This window comes from Acinetobacter indicus, from assembly GCF_009914475.1.
Taxonomy (GTDB): domain Bacteria; phylum Pseudomonadota; class Gammaproteobacteria; order Pseudomonadales; family Moraxellaceae; genus Acinetobacter; species Acinetobacter indicus.
In genome coordinates, this window is the sequence record NZ_CP045198.1 from 1,582,793 (window position 1) to 1,600,970 (window position 18,178).

Consider the following 18,178-nt stretch of genomic DNA (forward strand, 5'->3'; position numbering starts at 1 on the left):
TAGTCCTCTTTATTAAAGGGGGAACTAAAAATCCCCCTAAATCCCCCTTTTTCAAAGGGGGACTTTGTCATGTGATTAAATGAATTACGAATCCAAAACCACCATCAAATTCGCGTAAAGTTCCCCCTCTGCCTCTCAGGAGAGGGTCAGGGAGAGGTATTTAAAACAAAGCGCCAGAAAAGTTGAAGGAGAGGCCCTTTCCTCATTCATACTGTTGCAAATAACGCTCTAGCTCTTCCTGAACCAGCACCGCTGCATGCTTCTGAATTTGCGTTTGACTTAACAGTCCTTCCGAATCGACCACCACCACACGATGTCCATCTTGCTGCAAACGCTCTACTCCTTCAAACAGCAGCCGTGCACCCACATCATGAATTAAGGTGAGGTTGGTCAGATCGAGTACAATCGTTGTATTGCCCGGCGGCTCTTCCTGTAAATTACGCAGCAACATTTCTGATTCGGTAAACTGCAACACCCCACGCAGTTCATAGACGCGAACATCATCATTTTTGCCAGCCCAATAACAGCTTTGAATAATGGTTTGTGCGGAAGGCGTCCCTTCCATCAGATGCAGGCCCATATCGGCAGATAAACGCTCAAAAATATCAATCCCGCGGACACTGTTACCATGTTCATCTACGCGCGGTGAAAATACCACAATACCGACCTGACCCGGCAGCACACCAATAATCCCACCTGAAACGCCACTTTTGGCCGGAATCCCCACTGTCGTGAGCCAGTCTCCGGCAGCATCATACATACCACAGCTCAGCATCACGCTTAACACCTGCCGCACCACGGCCCGATCCAGTAAACATTCGCCCGTTTTCGGATGTAGGCCGCCATTGGCCAAGACACTGGCAATGTGTGCCAAATCCTTAACCGTGACCTTAATTGCACACTGCTGGATATACCCATTCACAATCTCGACCGGGTCAGTGTCCAGTGCACCGACAGTACGCAACATATAGCCAATCGACAGGTTCCGGAATGCGGTCTTCATTTCGGAGGTATAGACCTGCTCATCAAAACTTAATTCCCGTCCGGCCAGTTCACTTAAAAAACGGCGCAGCTGCTCGGCCCGTGAAATGCCAGCCGTAGTTTGAATTAATGAATGGGTGGTAATCGCCCCCGAGTTGATCATCGGGTTTTTCGGAATATTCAGTTCTTTGTCTAAGGAAATCTGGTTAAAGGCTTCTCCGGAGGGTTCAACACCTACTTTTTGCAAAACTTCTTCAATGCCCAACTGCTCCAGCACCAGTGCATAGGCAAAGGGTTTGGACATGGACTGGATGGTAAATTCATGACCATCATCACCGCTGGAATAGATCATGCCATCTGCGGTGGACAGGGCCAGCGCCAGCTTGTTAGGATCAGCCTGTGCCAGTTCCGGAATATAATCGGCCAGCTGCCCGCCCACATTGCGCTGACATTGTGACAAAACATGCTTTAAATAATCTGGAACAGGCGTTTGCATAGGGTGGGTCCTTCTTTGGGCATTATCATTGTTGTAGATGGCAACTTTATTTTATACCGCAAGCCGGCACGTTTTGGCCCGGCAGTTACAGCATCGCTACACGCATCGCTTTTCTAAATCTTCTTGATTCAATTATGCGTTCAAGATTGTGCACTTTTTTAGATCACTGTCTGGGAGAAGCTGCTATGATGGCGCGATTTTTTGACTTACCTGCAATTTGTTCATGTTAGCCGAAAATTTCTCCCTCTACAGTGTGCTAATCCCGCTGTTTATGATGGCCTTTGGCAGCGTCATTCTGCTGCTGCGGCTGTTCCAACCGATTCCCACCTATTTTCTGTGGTATGCCGCATCGACCTTGTGTACGGGTCTGGCCGTACTGATCATTACTGTGGTCTCCGCCCAAGTGTTGCCGACCTTTAGCTTTATTCCGTCCACGCTGCTGTTTATCAGCTGTGCGATGTTCACCCATGCCATTCATTTACGGCTGAATGTCACCACGCGCTGGGCATTTCTGCTGGTGCTAATTGCCATTGCCGAGTCAATTTATGTGTATTTTTCGGTGTTTGATGAGCAATATGCACAGCGGATGCTGGTGCTGACCATCACCATTACCCTGATTTTTTCGCATAATTTAAAGGCTTTATATCAGGTCAAGCTCAAGCAGAAACTGGATCGCCTGTTACGCCTGTCACTGTTGCTGTTAAGCGCGGTGATTGCGCTGCGCACCCTGTATCTGTTTGTGGTATTACAGCCGACCAACCAGATTTTAAGTAACCTGAATCGCGGATAAGAAATTGACTTGAAAAATAAGAGGACTAGAGCCATCAGTTGAGTTACCACACCAAACTCACAACTCTAGTCCTGATGTTCAATAGTACCGAATTATTCTGCGTAATTGATGATTTTTTTCTTAAATTTGAATCAACTTATTGGGAGTTTCTCAAACAAAACTGTGGTTCCTTAAGAATCAGAACTGCTCAACTCACAATTTCAGAGGTAATCCTCCCATAAATAACCGAAGTTAAAAGTAGAGGTTAAGCAGCCATTAGAGGTGGCTTTCCTTTGTTAGCTTGATGTGGTCTTTCATGGTTGTAATGCCACAACCAGTTTGTTGCATAATCTTGTACTTCATCCAAAGTATCAAATAAATGCTTGCTCAGCCAACTATAACGTATGGTCCGATTATAGCGTTCAATATACGCATTCTGCTGTGGCTTACCCGGTTGAATATATTCAATACGAATACCGTGCTCAGTAGCCCAGCGCACAAATTCGTGACTGATAAATTCGGGACCATTATCGCATCGGATCACTAACGGTTTTTCTCTCCACTCCAGCAATTGATTCAACGTACGAATAACCCTGATTGTGGGCAATGAGAACCCTGCTTCAGTGGCTAGGCCTTCGCGGCGGTAATCATCAATCACATTCAATAATCGAAACTTGCGACCATCGGAAAGCTGATCATGCATAAAATCTAATGACCAAACCTGATTTTCTCGGATTGGTTCTTTCAATGGTTCAGGCGCATGCCGTTTTAGTCTTCTTCTCGGTTTAATACGCAGATTCAGTGCCAACTCACAGTAAATGCGGTAAACCCGCTTGTGATTCTGAAGATATCCCCCTTTTAGTTGAGCACTTTTTAAAACGCTTTGAAAAAATGTACGACAAACAAATTCAGGGAGTAAGTGAAAAAGCCACCGCCTTTATGCAAAGTTATGCTTGGCCAGGCAACATTCGTGAACTGGAAAACTTGTTGGAGCGTGCAGTACTGCTCACCGAAGCGCAACAAATGATTAAACTGAATGCGTTATTCCCACAAAAGCATGAACACGATGCTGAAGATGTGCAAGACAGCACAGATTTAGACAGATTGGTCACCGAAGGTTTTGACTTAGAACAGCATGAGCAACAATTGATTATGACCGCCATGCAAAAAGCCAAACAGAATGTATCTGAAGCTGCCCGCTTATTGGGAATTTCACTTGCCGCACTGGATTATCGTTTAAAAAAATACGCCATGCGTTAAAACTTCCTTCAATAAAAAAAGCCTTGTTTTTCAACAAGGCTTTTGCACTTTAAAGCAGCAATATTACCAACTCAGGGTCTGTGTGCCTGGGCGGAAAATCGCTTCACCCATCACATCTGGATTTGAATATTTTAAACCTTTGATTAAATCACCCTCGGCAACACCATACTGATCCATACACATTTTGCAAATATAGACCTCACCACCTTTGGCCATAATGCTTTTTAGCATTTTTTGATGCTCAGCATATTTATGTTCAAAACGGTTAGATGCCAACATCACACCCTGATCAACCAAGTAAATGGTCAGTGGATGACCTTTGCCAAACTGGTTATTGCTCATGCCAATTGCCATTTTGGTACGGTGTGCATCATTACTGGTGAGCAATACAAATAGCGGATCTTTGTTATTCTCTGCCATAGCAGGCGATAGACTTGCAAAGCTCAGGAATAAAGACAGACACAACAGCTTAATCAATTTCATGGTTGATCTCAGAGTCAATTTAGATGTGATTAAAATAGTAGCATAATAAATATAATATATTTAAATAATTAATATATTATGCTTCGCATCTACAATTGACTTAAAAACCAGTGCTGCAAATGACCAAGTGCAGCCATCCCAGCTACAAAAAAAACAAAGCGCCACCCAATAGGCAGCGCTAAATACAAATTAAGCATTCGTGTTTTAAATAAACAGTTTAAGCGGCTAAATTTTTCTTAAGCTCATCTTCTACAATGCTAATTTCTAGCTCACTGAAACGACGGATTTCACCTTCTGCATGTTTTTCTAACATACCACCAATCAATGGAACTTTAACTTTAATGGTCCAGTCCAACTGAATTTCAATTTTTTCTTGATTACCTGTAACGGTACGCTCGCCTTTGGCTTCCAAAGGTAAGTTAGCGCCCAACTCAACTGTAGAAGTAAGTGCTGATAAGTTGGTCACATCATTACGTTTTAAACGAAATGCATCTTTTAATAGTTTTTTTGCCATATCTGGAATATTCACATCCAAGTTATAAGCACGACGCAGGGTGTAAATATCACCATTCTTTTTTGATTCTAAAATTTCTAAATTTTCACCTGGAATACGTTTACACACCGCTTCATGTAACGCAATATCTGCCACTAAACGCTTAAATTCGTCAATTGAAACGCCATGAATAGTGGCATTAACAGTAAATTGATGAGCCATTTGAGTTCCTTTTATTTTGTTTATTGATGGAGTAGGTCTAGCATCATCGTGCAATATAATTTGGCTGATGCTCAACGGGTATAAGTTGTTTTATATCCTAAATACAACTTTATTTTCAGGCTATTAAAGTATTTTTTCCACCTGTTGTCATTGACTCTAATTGTTCAAATCTGTGTGTAGGATGCCAAATTCAGCAGCATAAATATCATGACTATATAAAGTAAGATAATGCCCACAAAATTCGATTTTGGCATAAAAATGCTCTGCCCCATCATCCAATCCTGTGGCATACCAAGTGGTGCCTTGAGGAAAATCATCCAACCATTGGGCTTGATAAAAATCTGCAATTGAATCGAACTGTAAATAACGTTCTGGATTAGACAGAATATTTTGTGCAAGATGATCAAACTGAGCAAGCTGTGCCTGTTTAAAATGGATCAGGTTACTCATGCTTATCCTTTAAGGCAAAACTTGCACATGTTGTTGCTGACGTATTTTGCTCCATTCACGCCATCCTAAATAAGCCAATACCACAAATCCTACATAAAGCGCTGCGGTTAAAAATAAAGCTTTATAAATAAACATGCCTACGTAGAGTAGATCGACCACAATCCAAAGCAACCATGTAGCCAAATATTTACGACTGGTCCAATAGGTTGCCAACAGACTCAAAGCTGCAAGTTGTGCATCTAATAACGGTACAGATGCCTGCGTCCACTGCATTAAACTTAGACCAAAAATAAGCCCCAAGCCCATACTGAGTATAAGCTGCTGCAGCATTTTATTTTGCGATAAGGTCTGAATCACGATGGCTTGAGTGTCTTGCTGTGTAGTTTTCCACTGGTAAAAACCGTAAATTGCCATTACCATAAATAAGGTTTGCAATACTGTTTCGCCATACAATTGATATTCAAAGAATAAATAGGCATACAACAAACAGGCAATAAAATTTACCACCCAACAAGCAATATGCCGTTTGATGGTTAACGTCACGCCTAAGACACTGATCAATACAGCAATTATTTCTAAAACCGACATTGATGCAGCCTATGAAAAAGAAAAATGCATGATACCTTGTTTCTGTAATACTGCTCAAACTCAGACTGAGTTAAGCACAAGTCAAAACAATAAAAATAAACACCCGATAAAATTGGCTTTATACATCTGCATGATTATATTTATGTTCTTGTCCAAAACGGTCTACATGGGTAATAAAAACACCATATTTACCCACATAATATTCCAAAGATTGTTGATAAAAACTCCAGTAAATCGACCACTCACCTAAATCTAACTGACGAATCTGCGTTTGGGCTTTAGCAGGCATTTTATTGAGTAATTCTTGCTGTATGGTTGTGGCATCATCAGGGTCGGAAGTAGAAACTTTTAGGCTTAAAAATAACGCTGCGACATCATCAAACAGTTGCTGTTCATAGGCAGCGACTTCTTCAATCACCTCTTCAACCGGTCGCGGGCATTTCTGGCTAATCGGGCCTTGTACCATATTGCAATAGGCGGCCTGATGTTTCTGAAAGGCACGGTTAATTCTGATTTTGATCATGACTTTCCACAGCGCATAAAAGGCCAGAAAAATCAGGAGGATTGCCAGTATTTTTGCCATAAGCCCGCTTACCTCAATGGTTCGGTTCTCATTTCCCAACGTTTGGTCTCGTGTCTCTTATTTCAGCACTCTTACAGATGGATCATGCCTGACGATGAGGATGATTCCATGCGCTCATCAAGATGACCCCATCGCATCTGCGCTGCCAAACTGCTGTCTTTTTATTCATTTTGACACAAAACAGTATCAATCCCCCAATAAAAAATTTTCACAACGCCTAAAAAACTGCGTAAATCACAACAAGATTGTCATTTTATTGAAGGTTTATTTACATTCAAATAGGTGCTTGTTTATGCCTTTACCAACACAATGATTAGATCCGCTCGAATTCAAGATGTCCCGAGCCTTATTCGCGTTTTGCACGACAGTATCCGATCCTGTAGCCTTGATCATCAACATCGTGAAATCAAGATTCAACGCCTGCTCGAAAATAAAAATCAGGAAAATCTGCTGTTACTGATGCACTATAACAACTGCTGGGTGTATGAGCTTCAGCATCAGGTGGTCGGTTTTATTCTGGCCAGCGATCAGGGTGAAGTATTAATGAATTATGTCGCGCCCGATGTCCAGCAGCGCGGTATTGGCAAGCTGCTGCTCAATGAAGTGCTGCATTATTATCAGCAACGCCAGATGAAACGGATTGTGCTGGCCAGCACCCGCACGGCGCTGCCCTTTTATCAAAAATATGGCTTTCAGATTCAGCCGCAGGCAATTGAGCCTGTTTTACATATTCCTTTGGTCAAATATCTGGACTAAAGATTTTTCTCTGGCTTAATGTCCGGCAATCCTGCACTGATCCCGGCCGGCTTCTTTGGCCAGATACAGCTGCTGATCGGCTGCTTTCATAAATTCCAGTACACTGGCATAGGGCTGCTTGCCGGTCATCCAGGCCACGCCCATACTGACCGTAACATAGTCTTTCGTATCCTGACGGGCAATGTGCTGCATTTGCTCGGCACGAACCGCCTGTAATACCTGTGCCATCATCGGCTCTAATAAGGCAATCGGGACATTGTGCAGTATCAAGGCAAATTCTTCACCACCATAACGCGCTACATAGGCATTTTCAGGCAAGGCGCGATTTAAGATCAGCACCAGCTGCTGCAAAACCTGATCTCCTTTTAAGTGGCCATAATGGTCGTTATATTTTTTAAAATAATCGACATCCAGCATCACAAACGCCAGGGTATATTCAGGCTGCTGACAGGTCTGCTCAAAACGTAGCAGGATTTCATCATTCAAGGCACGGCGATTATAGGCACCGGTCAGCGCATCAATTTTTACCTGCAATTCCAGCTTGGCATTTAACTGGCTTAACTGGGCGGTACGTTCCTTGACTTTAACATCCAGCGAATTATTCAGGCTCAGCAAACGGTTATTCAGTTTTTCAATATAGGCAGTATCACGCGCATAGTTACGTGCCTGCTGCAGCATAATCAGCAAGGCATACAGACTGGTAGAAATAAACGATAAAGGAATTGATTCAATCAGGTTTAAGGCCAGCAACAGATCATGAATAAAGCTGCCAAACAGCAGCAATACTGCACATATGGTTAATTTGGAATAACTCAGTTTCTGCCGCAAAGTTTCGGCAAAACCGTAGATAAAATTGACCAGTACCAGCAGACTGAATAAAGAACTCCATAACGCCAGCTGTTCCAGCACCATCGGCGGTGCCCATAATGCAGCGACCAGATTAATGGCAATGAGCAACAGCGCAGCACAATATACCCAGCGATGTAAATAACGCTGGTTAAACAGGAACATATAGCTCAAGAAAAATAAAATGGCCAGAAAGCTGAACAGATATTGCAGCCGCAATCCCCAAATCCAGTTGATGTCGGTAAAGGCGGTATAGGCATACGGGGCTGCAAACAGGTTATGCAGCGCCAGAAACACAATAAAAATGCCAAAGACAAACACACTTTGTGCATTCGGCGGCATCACCCCACGGAAAAAGGAAAAGACCAGGGTAAACAGTCCAATCCCGAGCACCCCACCGCTGATCATGGCCACGCTCATCATCAGGCGCTGGTATTGGTAGTTTATGGTACGGCTGAGTCCAATTTTTATTGAATGTTCCAGCCCGCCCCCGAAGTTCTGGAAACTGGAGGCCTGAATCGCCAGGGTAAAATATTCACTGTCGGCAATAAAATAGGCAAGCCGATGACTATTGCCGTTTTCATGGCGGGCAGCATCAGGACCGGCTTCCCCCACGCGTGCCAGCGGCTCACCATTTAAATACACCCGGTAGGCACCCTGCTGGCTAGGCATCCAGATCGCAATGCGGCGACCGACAAACTCTTTTGGCAACTGAAAATGCCCAATAAATGTGCCATAGCCTTCCATTTGGCCAGTCAGTTGCTGAAAAGAAGCCGGTAAATGCACCCGTTCTGCAGTCAGTACTGCACTGGGCTGTTGAATAAACTGCTGATTGTAAAACAGCCACGAACCATCCAAATTGGTGCTGGAGCGTTCACTAAACTGCAGGGTCGTAATCAGCTGCTGCTGATAATAGGAGTCTGGTGGGGAATCATAATGATGTGCTCGCGCCGGAGCAAGGCTGAGTGCACACAGACACAGCCAGGCCATCAACAGGAGAGGAATCCGAAAGTACGCGCGCTGTTCCAATAAAATGATAATCCCTGCAGACATTGGAAAGGAATGATTTTAATGTACTGTGTATTGAAGGGCTTTCAAATTACTTTTTGCACTATTTTTGCACAAGCCGACCAGAGACATCCTGTTCTCCGGTCAGGGAATGTGGAAGGCTTATTCGTCGCGGGTTTTCACGTCAAATAATTCAATTTCAAAAATCAGGTTGGAATTGGCCGGAATAATATTGCCAATTTTACGTTCGCCATATGCCAGATGAGATGGCACGATCAGCTTGCGCTTACCGCCAACTTTCATCCCGAGAATGCCCTGATCCCAACCTTTAATCACACGGCCGGTACCGATCACGGTTTCAAAATAGTTACCGCGGTCAATGGAAGAATCGAACTTGGTACCATCTTCCAGCCAGCCGGTATAGTGAGTGGTAATTAAAGCGCCTTTGACTGCTTCTTTACCCTCACCCACTTTTAAATCAATAATTTCTAATTCTTTTGACATGCGTCTGCTCTCTTCAACCAAATCAATTGTGCATGAGTATAAAAGGAATTGATGACAGCTGCATAATTTAGGCCGCTAAATTGCAGCCGTTTATTGACCTGACACCACAGCAGCAACCGGATGGGTTACTGCAACTGTTCCCATTCAATCACAGCCTGGGCCTGATCGCCAATTAAGGTCCATTCGCCATCCATCACATTTAACTGTAGCTGCATGGTACGTTCACACAGTTGCTGAATTGCTTCGGTGGTGGCGGTAGACAGTTTCCAGACCTGAACATTTTTCAGGGTTTTCAGCTTGCTGGAGCGTTTATACCAGTCATCGACATTGCTGCCATAGGCCACCACCGCCACCTGTTGGCAACGGGCGCTGGCTTTTTTGACCTTGTCTTCATCCGGGCAGCCGACTTCAATCCAGTTTATTAGCTGACCTGTGAGATCTTTTTGCCACAGCGCCGGCTCATCGGTTTCAAACAGGTCTTTGGTGAATTCCAGTGCCTCATCGGCATAGCGGGCAAATGCCAGAATACGCACCATCAGGCGCTCGATGGTTTCAGACGGATGCAAGGCCATGGTGAGCTGATAGTCACCATATTGATGCACATCCATATTGGCAATATTTAAATCTGCTTTATAAATTGTTGCTTTAAGCGCCATACACGTGATCCTCAAATTTGGCGCCTAGCATATCGGATTTTGCTGCCCCGTGCTGAACAGATTCTAGGCAGTATTGTCAATACGACAGGCCAGCAGCTGTTCCTCAAACGCACTCCAGTCCCGGGTGTTACGATAAATCAGCTCGATCCGGTTATCGGTATTTTCGGGCGATGACTGATAGTTAAATTGCTGCGGATTGAAATTAAAGGTTTTCCAGCCCTGATTGGTGTGAAAAATTGCTTTAATCCGCAACCAGTCCTGCTGTTCACAGAGCAGATCCAGCAATGCATAAAAGTCAAATTGCCAGCGCCGGGAAAATTTCCAGCCGGCCACCGAATACCCCTGCGCCGTTTCCACATAATGATAGGGCAACTGTTTAATTTCCGGCAGCTCTGCCTGTGCCGGCAGTGTGCGTTGCAGCTGCAATAAAGGCTGGATTTTACGCTGGATGCCGACATGGGCCAGATCAATTTCAGCCAATGGCAGCTGACCGTTTTCAGCAGCTAGCCAGCGCGGTGCATAGGCCTGATATTCCTGTTTTAATTTTTCCAGGCCCTGTTCATCTGCCGGCTGCATCTGATCCGGATGTGAAATCACAATAATCTGGGCGGCTTTTAACTGGTCGGTATACAGGTTTTGCTGGGTCCAGTCGGCATCGTGCAAACGTGAACCATCCACCACCGTGACCAAGGCGCGCATGTCCAGATGGCTGTGCCAGTGCGGTTCGGTCAGCTGTTCCAGTAATTGCAGCGGGTGCCCCAATCCGGTGGGTTCAATAAACAGCCGGTCGGGCTTGGCTTCATCTAGCAAGCGTGACAAGGCAATCTGCATTGGTAACTGGCTGCTGCAACATAAACAGCCACCGAGCAGTTCCTTAATTTCAAAACCTTCACTCTGCGGCAAAATCTGCTGGTCGATGCCGATCTGGCCAAATTCGTTCATCAACACCGCCCAGACTTCCTGCTCCGGTTTTTGACGCAGCAACTGCTGTAACAGCGTGGTTTTCCCGGCTCCCAGAAAACCGGAAATAATATGGGTTGGAACGGCGCGTGTCGGTGCAATCAGTTTCACAGGTCTACTCTTTGGCTGGGCAACGTTTGCATGCTATGCAAGATTGCCATGTGGTTCAAGCTAGCACTGCGGCTTTCTGGCTGAGATTTTTTCAGCTTGAGCCAGAAAATGCGCCTACCTTTGCTATCTTTTAGAAAAATTTAATTACATTTATCTGCCCGTAGTTTTTTCCCGTAACACTGAAATATCGGTAGCAATGTAATTTTATTTATCCCGGCATGGGGATAGTTCGAGCTATCTCCTCTGCAAGTTCGCCAATTTTAGATGCAAAAAACGGTAAATTCTTACCCAATTGCTACATTTTCTTCATTCATGTAGAGCCAATGTTAAGCAGATTTTTTGCTTTGTTGCTTCGATTGCTCAATCTCCCACTGCGGCATAGCATGAAGCCTGTCCTCGATGCAGGTGATGTGCATACGAGGTCAACTCTAAAATGAATATTAAAGGATGCCCAAAATGAAATTAACTCAAATTTTACTTGCGACCACGTTTGCGGCTGCTACCGCAACCACTTTTGCTGCACCGGCAGCACCAGCGAATACTCAAACTGAAGACAAAGTGATTGTCAGCACCCAGGAACAACCAGCAGCAGCGGCCAATGCCGGTGCAGCAGATCAACCTGCGTCTGAAGCCGCGTCAAGCGATGACAAAGAGAAAACTGCACGTTAAGAGTTACCATACTGTGCGTTGCTATTTTTGATGGCAGCACCGTATTCAATACTATTGCGTGAAGGTGGAACCGCTTTGATGCGGTTTCACTTTTATAAAAATGATCTTCTTACTATAGAAATAAATGATCGTAACATCATCCTGAATGATCGTGTATTGATTAAAAAAATTATTCCAATCAATCAATTATAAAAATTATCTTATTTACTACCCTCTACAGTCGACCTCTGTTTCCACTATGGCATAACTTGTTGAATCCCGGCCTTTCACCGTTAATGGGCGTTAATCTGACGTGATTGATGGACCTCGCGATGAACACAACAAACTATACAACTGAAGTGGCAATTCTGGGTGCCGGTCCGGTCGGCTTAACCATCGCCAACTATTTAAGCAAACAAGGTATTCAGGTGATGGTGGTGGAACAGCTGGATCGCCTGATTGATTACCCACGCGCCATCGGGATTGATGATGAATCGTTGCGGACCATTCAGTCTTTAGGTCTGGTCGATCAGGTCTTGCCGCATACCACGCCCAATCATGCCATGCGTTTTCTTACCCCGAAAGGCCGCTGCTTTGCCGATATTCAACCGCTGACCCGCGAATTTGGTTTCTCGCGCCGTAATGCCTTTATCCAGCCGCAGGTCGATCAGGTGCTGTTAAACGGCTTGACCCAATATGAACAGACCCAAGTGCTTTTTTCCCGGGAACTGACCGAGTTTCGTCAAGATGCAAGTGGCGTGACGCTCAAACTGCATACCCGTGAGGGTCAGCAGGAAGTGATTCAGGCGCAGTATCTGATTGCCTGCGATGGCGGCAACTCTCTGGTACGCCGTCGTCTGAATATTGCCTTTGATGGTAAAACAGCTCCGAACCAGTGGATTGTGATTGATATTGATAATGATCCACTGGCCACGCCGCATATTTATCTGTGCTGTGACCCGGTGCGTCCTTATGTGTCCGCCGCCCTGCCACATGGCATCCGCCGTTTCGAGTTCATGGTGATGCCGGGCGAAACCCAAGAAGAACTGAGCAAACCGGAAAATATCGCCAAGTTACTGTCTAAAGTACTGCCAACCACCGATGGCATCGAGGTGATTCGCCAGCGCGTCTATACCCACAATGCGCGTATTGCCGAAAAATTCCGTGTTGACCGGATTTTACTGGCCGGCGATGCAGCACACATTATGCCGGTATGGCAGGGTCAGGGCTATAACAGCGGCATGCGTGATGCCTTTAACCTGGCCTGGAAAATGGCGCTGGTGATTCAGGGCAAAGCCGCTGCCGAGCTGCTCGATTCGTACCAGATTGAACGTAAAGACCATGCCAAAGCCATGATTGATTTATCGGTGATGGCTGGGCATGTGCTGGCGCCGCCAAAACAATGGCACGGTATTGTCCGTGATGGTATTTCTTATGTGCTGAATTACATCAAGCCAATCAAACAGTATTTACTGGAAATGCGCTTTAAGCCGATGCCGAAATATCAGGATGGCGCCCTGTTGCCACAAACCGATAAACACTCGCCGGTCGGTAAAATGTTTATTCAGCCGCAGGTACAACTGGCCTCAGGTGAAACGGTGCTGCTGGATGACGTACTGGGCAATGATTTTGCGATTATCGCCTGGGGCGTTGATCCAAAATGGGGACTGTCTGACAGCAGCATGCAGCAATGGCAGAAACTGGGGGTGAAATTTATTCAGGTGATTCCTGCGGTGCAGCTCAAACATCCACAGCCGAAACACTCTGCAGATGTGATTACCATTGGTGATCTGGGCACAGAAATTCGCAGCTGGTTTGGCAAAACCACAGGCTCGGTGGTAATTTTACGCCCTGACCGTTTCGTTGCGGCGCTGGCAATTCCGCAAACCCTGGAAAGTACCAGTCAGCAACTGTTCCAGAAACTGCATGCCCAATAAGATGAACCCTTCAAAAAACCACGCTCAGGCGTGGTTTTTTGCTATTCGCGCTCATGTTCATGCCGCTGTTTCAATGCTGATCCAGCTGCTGAAACCAGATCACCTGACTTAAGGATGGCCGCTGCGCCATCCATTGCAGATACGGCCGGAATTCTTCCAGATAAGGAATGGCCTTCAGAGCAATGGCATAGGCCAGCCAGTACGCCAGATACAAATCTGCGGCACTCATACGCTCACCGAGCAAATAGGGGTTGGCCTGCTGCAGTCCCTGTTTTAAAAACGCCATCAGATCTTCCGGCAATCCCATCCCTAAACCGCGTTTATGCTGTTCGAGCTGGGCCTGACTGATCTGGAAATTGCTCAAGTCAATCCATTCGGTTAATGGGCCATGACAGAAAAATAGCCATTTGAAATAGGCGCCGCGCTGCGGATCATCCAGGGCCGGGGCCAAACCTTGTTCAAAGAAATGATCAGCCAGATAGGCAAAAATTGCCGGGGTTTCACTAATAAAAACCGGGCCATCGACCAGTAGCGGCACTTTGCCCAAAGGATTCATGGCCCGATACTCTGGCTGTTGCAGATCTTCCCAACCGACCTGAATAATCTCGATCTGATCCTGAATCTGCAGCTCCTGTAATAGCGGCATTAGGGTCTGACCACGTGATTGAGGATGCGTATACAGTTGCATGTGGAGTTCCTCGACAGTGCATCAATGCTTATATTTTAAGCCTGCTGTCCGGCGAGAAACGCTGTTGATTTGTGTCCATCTTTAACGGCTTCACCAATTTTAAAAAACCGGCTGCGCCGATATGTAGTTGGGCGTAACACGTTTGCTTTAGCCAAAATCCATATAAAACTGTGCTTTCAATACTTTTAAAATCAGCTCAATCGCTTCGCTGCGATGTTGTTTGCGATAGCTGGCATAGAGGCCAATCATCGGCAGTGGCTCTAATGTATTTTTCACCACAATTTTATCGCCAAGTAGCGGAATCACATAAGCCGGCACCAGACTCCAGCCGACACCCATCCCGACCAGATTAACGTTCATCAGGATATTGGTGGAATGCTGCACCACATGAATCTCCAGCCTAGACTGCTTTAAAAAGTCCTGAATAATTTTGTACAGCTGCGGTGAAGCGTGCTCATCACTAATCACAAAATCCTGCTGCTGAAAACTTTTGATGCTGATATGTTTTAAGCTGGCCGCCGGAGAATCCTTCGGCACAATCAGGGTCAGCGGTTCATCAAAAATCCGGATTGACTCAAACGCTCCCGATTCATCTGGATAGCGGGTAAAAGCAATATCAATTTCCGCCCGACTTAAGGCCTTAAACTGCTCGGCATCCGGCAGGCTATGAAAATGGATTTTTAAATCGGGAAACTGGGCACGAATATTCGGCATGATATAAGGAAACACTTTCATTTCGGCCACCGGCACAAAGCCGATATTCAACTGTGCTTTTTGCGCCTGTGCCACTTGCCGCGCTTCCTGAATGGCTTTGTCGGCATAGTCCAGACACAAACGCGCCTGCTTTAAAAAGGCCTCGCCTTCTGGAGTCAGTTCCACTTTACGGTTGGAACGCAGCAATAACTGTACCCCGACCTCCTGTTCCAGATCTTTAATTTGCTGGCTTAAAGATGGCTGCACGGTATACATTCTGGCTGCGGCCCGGGTAAAGTTCAGCTCTTCTGCCACCGCAACAAAATAACGTAAATGTCTTAATTCCATGTTGAAGCCTCTTAGGGAGCCTGACGCAAGGTTGGTGTGACCATGGCTTTGTAAAGCAGCAAGGTCAACAGCACCAGCACGGCGCAGAGTAAATAGGTCAGCTGGAAGCCCATCCAGGCAATCAGGATGCCCATCAGTACGGAACCGAGTGCCAGCCCCAGATCAAACAGGGTAAAGAACGTTGAAATCGCATGACCCATGCGCTGTTTATTGACCGTTTGAATGGCCACGGTTTGCAGACACGGAAACAAGGTGCCGTAGCCAATACCAATAAACACCGCCGACAGCCATAAAATCCACGGATTAGATAAAAAGCTGACAATCACCAGTCCCATGGCAAAACACACAAAGGACGGATACATCACCGCACTTGGACCTTTACGATCATAACGCTTGCCGACCCACGGCCGCACCACAATCATGGACACAGCAAAGACCACAAAGAACAGACTGGTATAGGCCAGTAACTGCTTGGCTTCACTATAGGCAGTAATAAAACTGATCACGCTGGAATAGGCCAAGGCAGTCAGCATGGCCACCAGCCCCACCGGAATGACCCGGGTTTCGACAATATCATGCAGGCTCAGCCGGGGTTTCGTGGCAGATGGATCAGACAGATTAGCTGGTTTGACCCGATCATCCTGCAGTTTCAGGCTAAGGCAGAACAGAAAACCCATCGCCATAATCACTGCCAGCACGGCAAACAACACCCGAAAACTGGTGAACTGGATGGTGGTTAAGGCAATTAAAGGCCCAAAGACTACGCCCAAATTGGTCGACATCACAAAATAACCAATGCCCTCGCCTTTACGCGCTTCTGGAATAAAGTCACTGGCCACCGGCACCGCCACCGTGGTTAAAATACTGAACCAGATGCCATGTAAAAAACGCACCAGCAGCAGGCTCCACATGCTGTCAATCCAGATATAGCAAAAGGCAAACAGCACAAAACACAGCTCAGAACCACGAAAAGACAGTTTCTTGCCCAGCTTTTCCACGATTAAACCGGAAAACGGCCGGATGGCAATCGAGGACACCAGAAACAGGGTCAGAGCCAAACCGGCTTCTTTGACCGTGCCGCCCAGATTATTCATGATATAAATTGGTAATACGGCTAGCAGGGCAAAATAATAAACAAACAGAAACAGGTTATTGAAAAGACACAGAATAAATGCACGATTCCATAATGCAGCAGAACTTTGAGCAGACATAGGCTTAGCGCTCCTGCGCATCAATAAGCGGCTGAAGCCGGACTGGTGCCAGCACCATCTCAATCAGCTGCTGAATATAGTCGGCATCGGGCATCCGGTTAAAGAAAATAATCTGGTAATGAATCGGTGCATATAGCGTGTCGAGCATCAGTTCAAACGGATACTGCGCCACAATTTCGCCACGCTGAATCGCCAGCTGAATCAGCTTGCGCATCTGTTCACGCCGTGGCAGCAAATATTCACGAAAAAATGCTGCGGCAGTTTCACGCTGCTCGGCCATCACCACCAGTACCGCCCGCCCAACCTGATGGTTCAGCGCCTGACTCAGCTTAAACAATTGCTGGGTCAGGTTAAACTGCAAAGACTGGCTAAAGTCGAGTTCAAAAATCGAGGCGGTTTGCAGCTTAAAGGCATCGAACACCAGTTCGGATTTATGTTTCCACCAGCGGTAGATGGTCGATTTCCCCACACCGGCCCGCGTGGCAATATCCTCAATGGTCAGATGGCTATAGTCATACTCTGCCAGTGCCTCGACCACAGCATTTAAAATACATTGCTGCCGCCGTGATGATTTTTCAGTTTCCATACCTAGCCCAAAACGAAACGATACGTATCGTTTTATAATAAGCCAGTTGGTGCCGGCTGGCGAGTGATTCTTTTGTCGTCTGGTATGAAAAAATTTGGCAATAAAAAAAGACCTGAAATTTCAGGTCTTTCTTCAACACAGTGAAAGTCAGACTTAAATCGACTTCTTGTAAATACTGCAAGATGGATGAGTACCTTCCTGTAAACGCGCCACTTTACGCTGTTCTGCCGCTTCAAAACGGCAGCGTTTCCAGTCATTGTCCAGATTTAAGGCCGGCACCTGTTTGGGTTTGCCCTGCTCATCAACTGCGACCATGGTAAAATAGCAACTGTTGGTATGACGCACGGTGCGTTTTTGAATGTTCTGCGCTTCGACGCGAATGCCAATTTCCATGGAAGTACGGCCTACATGGTTCACACTGGCCAGGAACGTCACCAACTCGCCGACATGAATTGGTTCCTTAAAGTTCACTTTATCTACCGAAAGTGTCACCACATAGCTGCCTGAATAACGGCTGGCACAGGCATAAGCCACCTGATCCAGTAATTTTAGAATTGTTCCCCCATGAACATTACCGGAAAAGTTTGCCATATCTGGCGTCATTAACACCGACATGGTTAATTCAGATTGATCTTCTAAGATGGGTTTAAGCTGATCTAATGGGGACATCTTGTTTTCGGCTCTTATAAAAGACAGGATATGTGAATATTATTATATCGTTTTTAACACAAATTAAATGTTCAATTCGGCAATAAAGTCATCATTATTATTTATGGTGATTGGGGTATTATTTAGAAAAATATATAGTGTTTTGCGCTATTACTTGAATTTTCAATTATTTATCCACATCCCGACACCACTTGAACAGGATTTCAGCAGGCGCGTCAGGAGGTGGATTTTT

The 18,178-nt window shown here is 45.7% G+C and carries 19 protein-coding genes and 3 pseudogenes; 6 read left to right on the top strand and 16 right to left on the bottom strand.

Features of this window, described 5'->3' with window-relative positions:
- Positions 1–202 precede the first annotated feature (202 nt).
- Positions 203–1,477 (bottom strand): glutaminase, encoded by a 1,275-nt coding sequence (locus tag GA693_RS07925; RefSeq protein WP_104488715.1) that lies wholly within the window; start codon positions 1,475–1,477, stop codon positions 203–205.
- 223 nt (positions 1,478–1,700) lie between these two features.
- Between GA693_RS07925 and GA693_RS07930 the strand changes: the two genes are divergently transcribed.
- Positions 1,701–2,267: a hypothetical protein gene (locus GA693_RS07930; RefSeq protein ID WP_228718920.1), complete on the top strand. Its 567-nt coding sequence runs from the start codon at positions 1,701–1,703 to the stop codon at positions 2,265–2,267.
- 74 nt (positions 2,268–2,341) lie between these two features.
- Positions 2,342–2,476, top strand: a pseudogene (locus GA693_RS07935) (IS982 family transposase); the annotation flags it as partial.
- 35 nt (positions 2,477–2,511) lie between these two features.
- Here the strand turns inward: GA693_RS07935 and GA693_RS07940 are convergent.
- Positions 2,512–3,099 (bottom strand): annotated as a pseudogene (locus GA693_RS07940) (IS3 family transposase); the annotation flags it as partial.
- On the opposite strand from GA693_RS07940, the pseudogene GA693_RS07945 reads away from it, so the two are divergent.
- Positions 3,090–3,506 (top strand): annotated as a pseudogene (locus GA693_RS07945) (AAA-type ATPase lid domain-containing protein); the annotation flags it as partial. The pseudogenes GA693_RS07940 and GA693_RS07945 sit on opposite strands and share 10 nt — an antisense overlap.
- A gap of 63 nt (positions 3,507–3,569) precedes the next feature.
- Here the strand turns inward: GA693_RS07945 and GA693_RS07950 are convergent.
- From GA693_RS07950 to GA693_RS07970, 5 genes are all read right to left on the bottom strand, one after another.
- Positions 3,570–3,989, bottom strand: coding sequence for a DsrE family protein (locus tag GA693_RS07950; RefSeq protein ID WP_104505546.1), 420 nt, complete (start codon positions 3,987–3,989; stop codon positions 3,570–3,572).
- Between the two features lie 217 nt (positions 3,990–4,206).
- Positions 4,207–4,704 (bottom strand): DUF2505 domain-containing protein, encoded by a 498-nt coding sequence (locus tag GA693_RS07955; RefSeq protein WP_104488713.1) that lies wholly within the window; start codon positions 4,702–4,704, stop codon positions 4,207–4,209.
- Positions 4,705–4,860: 156 nt separating this feature from the next.
- Positions 4,861–5,154, bottom strand: a complete 294-nt coding sequence (locus GA693_RS07960) for a hypothetical protein (RefSeq protein WP_104488712.1) — start codon at positions 5,152–5,154, stop codon at positions 4,861–4,863.
- 9 nt (positions 5,155–5,163) lie between these two features.
- Positions 5,164–5,742, bottom strand: coding sequence for a nicotinamide riboside transporter PnuC (pnuC, locus tag GA693_RS07965; protein ID WP_104488711.1), 579 nt, complete (start codon positions 5,740–5,742; stop codon positions 5,164–5,166).
- A gap of 118 nt (positions 5,743–5,860) precedes the next feature.
- The gene (locus tag GA693_RS07970) at positions 5,861–6,325 is read right to left on the bottom strand and encodes a hypothetical protein (protein WP_104505545.1); all 465 of its coding nucleotides are present in this window, start codon (positions 6,323–6,325) and stop codon (positions 5,861–5,863) included.
- A 357-nt stretch (positions 6,326–6,682) separates the two neighbouring features.
- Here GA693_RS07970 and GA693_RS07975 point away from each other — a divergent pair, with 357 nt between their 5' ends.
- Entirely contained in the window at positions 6,683–7,081 is a 399-nt protein-coding gene (locus tag GA693_RS07975) for a GNAT family N-acetyltransferase (protein ID WP_228148571.1), read from the top strand.
- 15 nt (positions 7,082–7,096) lie between these two features.
- Here GA693_RS07975 and GA693_RS07980 read toward each other — a convergent pair whose 3' ends face one another.
- From GA693_RS07980 to GA693_RS07995, 4 genes are all read right to left on the bottom strand, one after another.
- Positions 7,097–8,980 (bottom strand): sensor domain-containing diguanylate cyclase, encoded by a 1,884-nt coding sequence (locus GA693_RS07980; RefSeq protein WP_160241110.1) that lies wholly within the window; start codon positions 8,978–8,980, stop codon positions 7,097–7,099.
- A 117-nt stretch (positions 8,981–9,097) separates the two neighbouring features.
- Positions 9,098–9,439 (bottom strand): FKBP-type peptidyl-prolyl cis-trans isomerase, encoded by a 342-nt coding sequence (locus GA693_RS07985; RefSeq protein ID WP_005179461.1) that lies wholly within the window; start codon positions 9,437–9,439, stop codon positions 9,098–9,100.
- Positions 9,440–9,564: 125 nt separating this feature from the next.
- Positions 9,565–10,095: a YaeQ family protein gene (locus GA693_RS07990; RefSeq protein ID WP_016659315.1), complete on the bottom strand. Its 531-nt coding sequence runs from the start codon at positions 10,093–10,095 to the stop codon at positions 9,565–9,567.
- Between the two features lie 63 nt (positions 10,096–10,158).
- On the bottom strand, positions 10,159–11,166 hold the full coding sequence (locus GA693_RS07995) for a CobW family GTP-binding protein (protein WP_104505543.1): 1,008 nt from the start codon (positions 11,164–11,166) through the stop codon (positions 10,159–10,161).
- Between the two features lie 456 nt (positions 11,167–11,622).
- Here GA693_RS07995 and GA693_RS08000 point away from each other — a divergent pair, with 456 nt between their 5' ends.
- Positions 11,623–11,835: a hypothetical protein gene (locus GA693_RS08000; RefSeq protein ID WP_005179468.1), complete on the top strand. Its 213-nt coding sequence runs from the start codon at positions 11,623–11,625 to the stop codon at positions 11,833–11,835.
- A gap of 311 nt (positions 11,836–12,146) precedes the next feature.
- Positions 12,147–13,751 carry a bifunctional 3-(3-hydroxy-phenyl)propionate/3-hydroxycinnamic acid hydroxylase gene (locus GA693_RS08005; RefSeq protein WP_104484244.1) on the top strand — a complete coding sequence of 535 codons (1,605 nt, stop codon included), beginning with the start codon at positions 12,147–12,149 and terminating at the stop codon, positions 13,749–13,751.
- Positions 13,752–13,821: 70 nt separating this feature from the next.
- On the opposite strand, the gene GA693_RS08010 is transcribed toward GA693_RS08005, so the two are convergent.
- The 5 genes from GA693_RS08010 to GA693_RS08030 all read right to left on the bottom strand — a co-directional run bounded on the left by GA693_RS08010 (position 13,822) and on the right by GA693_RS08030 (position 17,946).
- Entirely contained in the window at positions 13,822–14,439 is a 618-nt protein-coding gene (locus GA693_RS08010; protein ID WP_104488706.1) for a glutathione S-transferase family protein, read from the bottom strand.
- 147 nt (positions 14,440–14,586) lie between these two features.
- The gene (locus GA693_RS08015; protein WP_075174579.1) at positions 14,587–15,480 is read right to left on the bottom strand and encodes a LysR substrate-binding domain-containing protein; all 894 of its coding nucleotides are present in this window, start codon (positions 15,478–15,480) and stop codon (positions 14,587–14,589) included.
- A gap of 11 nt (positions 15,481–15,491) precedes the next feature.
- Complete coding sequence (locus tag GA693_RS08020) at positions 15,492–16,691, bottom strand: MFS transporter (protein WP_160241109.1); 1,200 nt, start codon at positions 16,689–16,691, stop codon at positions 15,492–15,494.
- Positions 16,692–16,695: 4 nt separating this feature from the next.
- Positions 16,696–17,277 (bottom strand): TetR/AcrR family transcriptional regulator, encoded by a 582-nt coding sequence (locus GA693_RS08025; protein ID WP_160241108.1) that lies wholly within the window; start codon positions 17,275–17,277, stop codon positions 16,696–16,698.
- A 153-nt stretch (positions 17,278–17,430) separates the two neighbouring features.
- Positions 17,431–17,946, bottom strand: a complete 516-nt coding sequence (locus GA693_RS08030) for an acyl-CoA thioesterase (protein WP_005179490.1) — start codon at positions 17,944–17,946, stop codon at positions 17,431–17,433.
- Positions 17,947–18,178 lie beyond the last annotated feature (232 nt).

What these genes read in the sequence shown, in the direction of transcription:
- GA693_RS07970 (WP_104505545.1), bottom strand. Translation starts at nt 6,325, where the DNA reads ATGGCAAAAATACTGGCAATCCTCCTGATTTTTCTGGCCTTTTATGCG.
- GA693_RS07925 (WP_104488715.1), bottom strand. Translation starts at nt 1,477, where the DNA reads ATGCAAACGCCTGTTCCAGATTATTTAAAGCATGTTTTGTCACAATGT.
- GA693_RS08010 (WP_104488706.1), bottom strand. Translation starts at nt 14,439, where the DNA reads ATGCAACTGTATACGCATCCTCAATCACGTGGTCAGACCCTAATGCCG.
- GA693_RS07990 (WP_016659315.1), bottom strand. Translation starts at nt 10,095, where the DNA reads ATGGCGCTTAAAGCAACAATTTATAAAGCAGATTTAAATATTGCCAAT.
- GA693_RS07985 (WP_005179461.1), bottom strand. Translation starts at nt 9,439, where the DNA reads ATGTCAAAAGAATTAGAAATTATTGATTTAAAAGTGGGTGAGGGTAAA.
- GA693_RS07960 (WP_104488712.1), bottom strand. Translation starts at nt 5,154, where the DNA reads ATGAGTAACCTGATCCATTTTAAACAGGCACAGCTTGCTCAGTTTGAT.
- GA693_RS08020 (WP_160241109.1), bottom strand. Translation starts at nt 16,691, where the DNA reads ATGTCTGCTCAAAGTTCTGCTGCATTATGGAATCGTGCATTTATTCTG.
- GA693_RS08030 (WP_005179490.1), bottom strand. Translation starts at nt 17,946, where the DNA reads ATGTCCCCATTAGATCAGCTTAAACCCATCTTAGAAGATCAATCTGAA.
- GA693_RS08005 (WP_104484244.1), top strand. Translation starts at nt 12,147, where the DNA reads ATGAACACAACAAACTATACAACTGAAGTGGCAATTCTGGGTGCCGGT.
- pnuC (WP_104488711.1), bottom strand. Translation starts at nt 5,742, where the DNA reads ATGTCGGTTTTAGAAATAATTGCTGTATTGATCAGTGTCTTAGGCGTG.
- GA693_RS07950 (WP_104505546.1), bottom strand. Translation starts at nt 3,989, where the DNA reads ATGAAATTGATTAAGCTGTTGTGTCTGTCTTTATTCCTGAGCTTTGCA.
- GA693_RS08025 (WP_160241108.1), bottom strand. Translation starts at nt 17,277, where the DNA reads ATGGAAACTGAAAAATCATCACGGCGGCAGCAATGTATTTTAAATGCT.
- GA693_RS08015 (WP_075174579.1), bottom strand. Translation starts at nt 15,480, where the DNA reads ATGGAATTAAGACATTTACGTTATTTTGTTGCGGTGGCAGAAGAGCTG.
- GA693_RS07980 (WP_160241110.1), bottom strand. Translation starts at nt 8,980, where the DNA reads ATGTCTGCAGGGATTATCATTTTATTGGAACAGCGCGCGTACTTTCGG.
- GA693_RS07955 (WP_104488713.1), bottom strand. Translation starts at nt 4,704, where the DNA reads ATGGCTCATCAATTTACTGTTAATGCCACTATTCATGGCGTTTCAATT.
- GA693_RS08000 (WP_005179468.1), top strand. Translation starts at nt 11,623, where the DNA reads ATGAAATTAACTCAAATTTTACTTGCGACCACGTTTGCGGCTGCTACC.
- GA693_RS07930 (WP_228718920.1), top strand. Translation starts at nt 1,701, where the DNA reads ATGTTAGCCGAAAATTTCTCCCTCTACAGTGTGCTAATCCCGCTGTTT.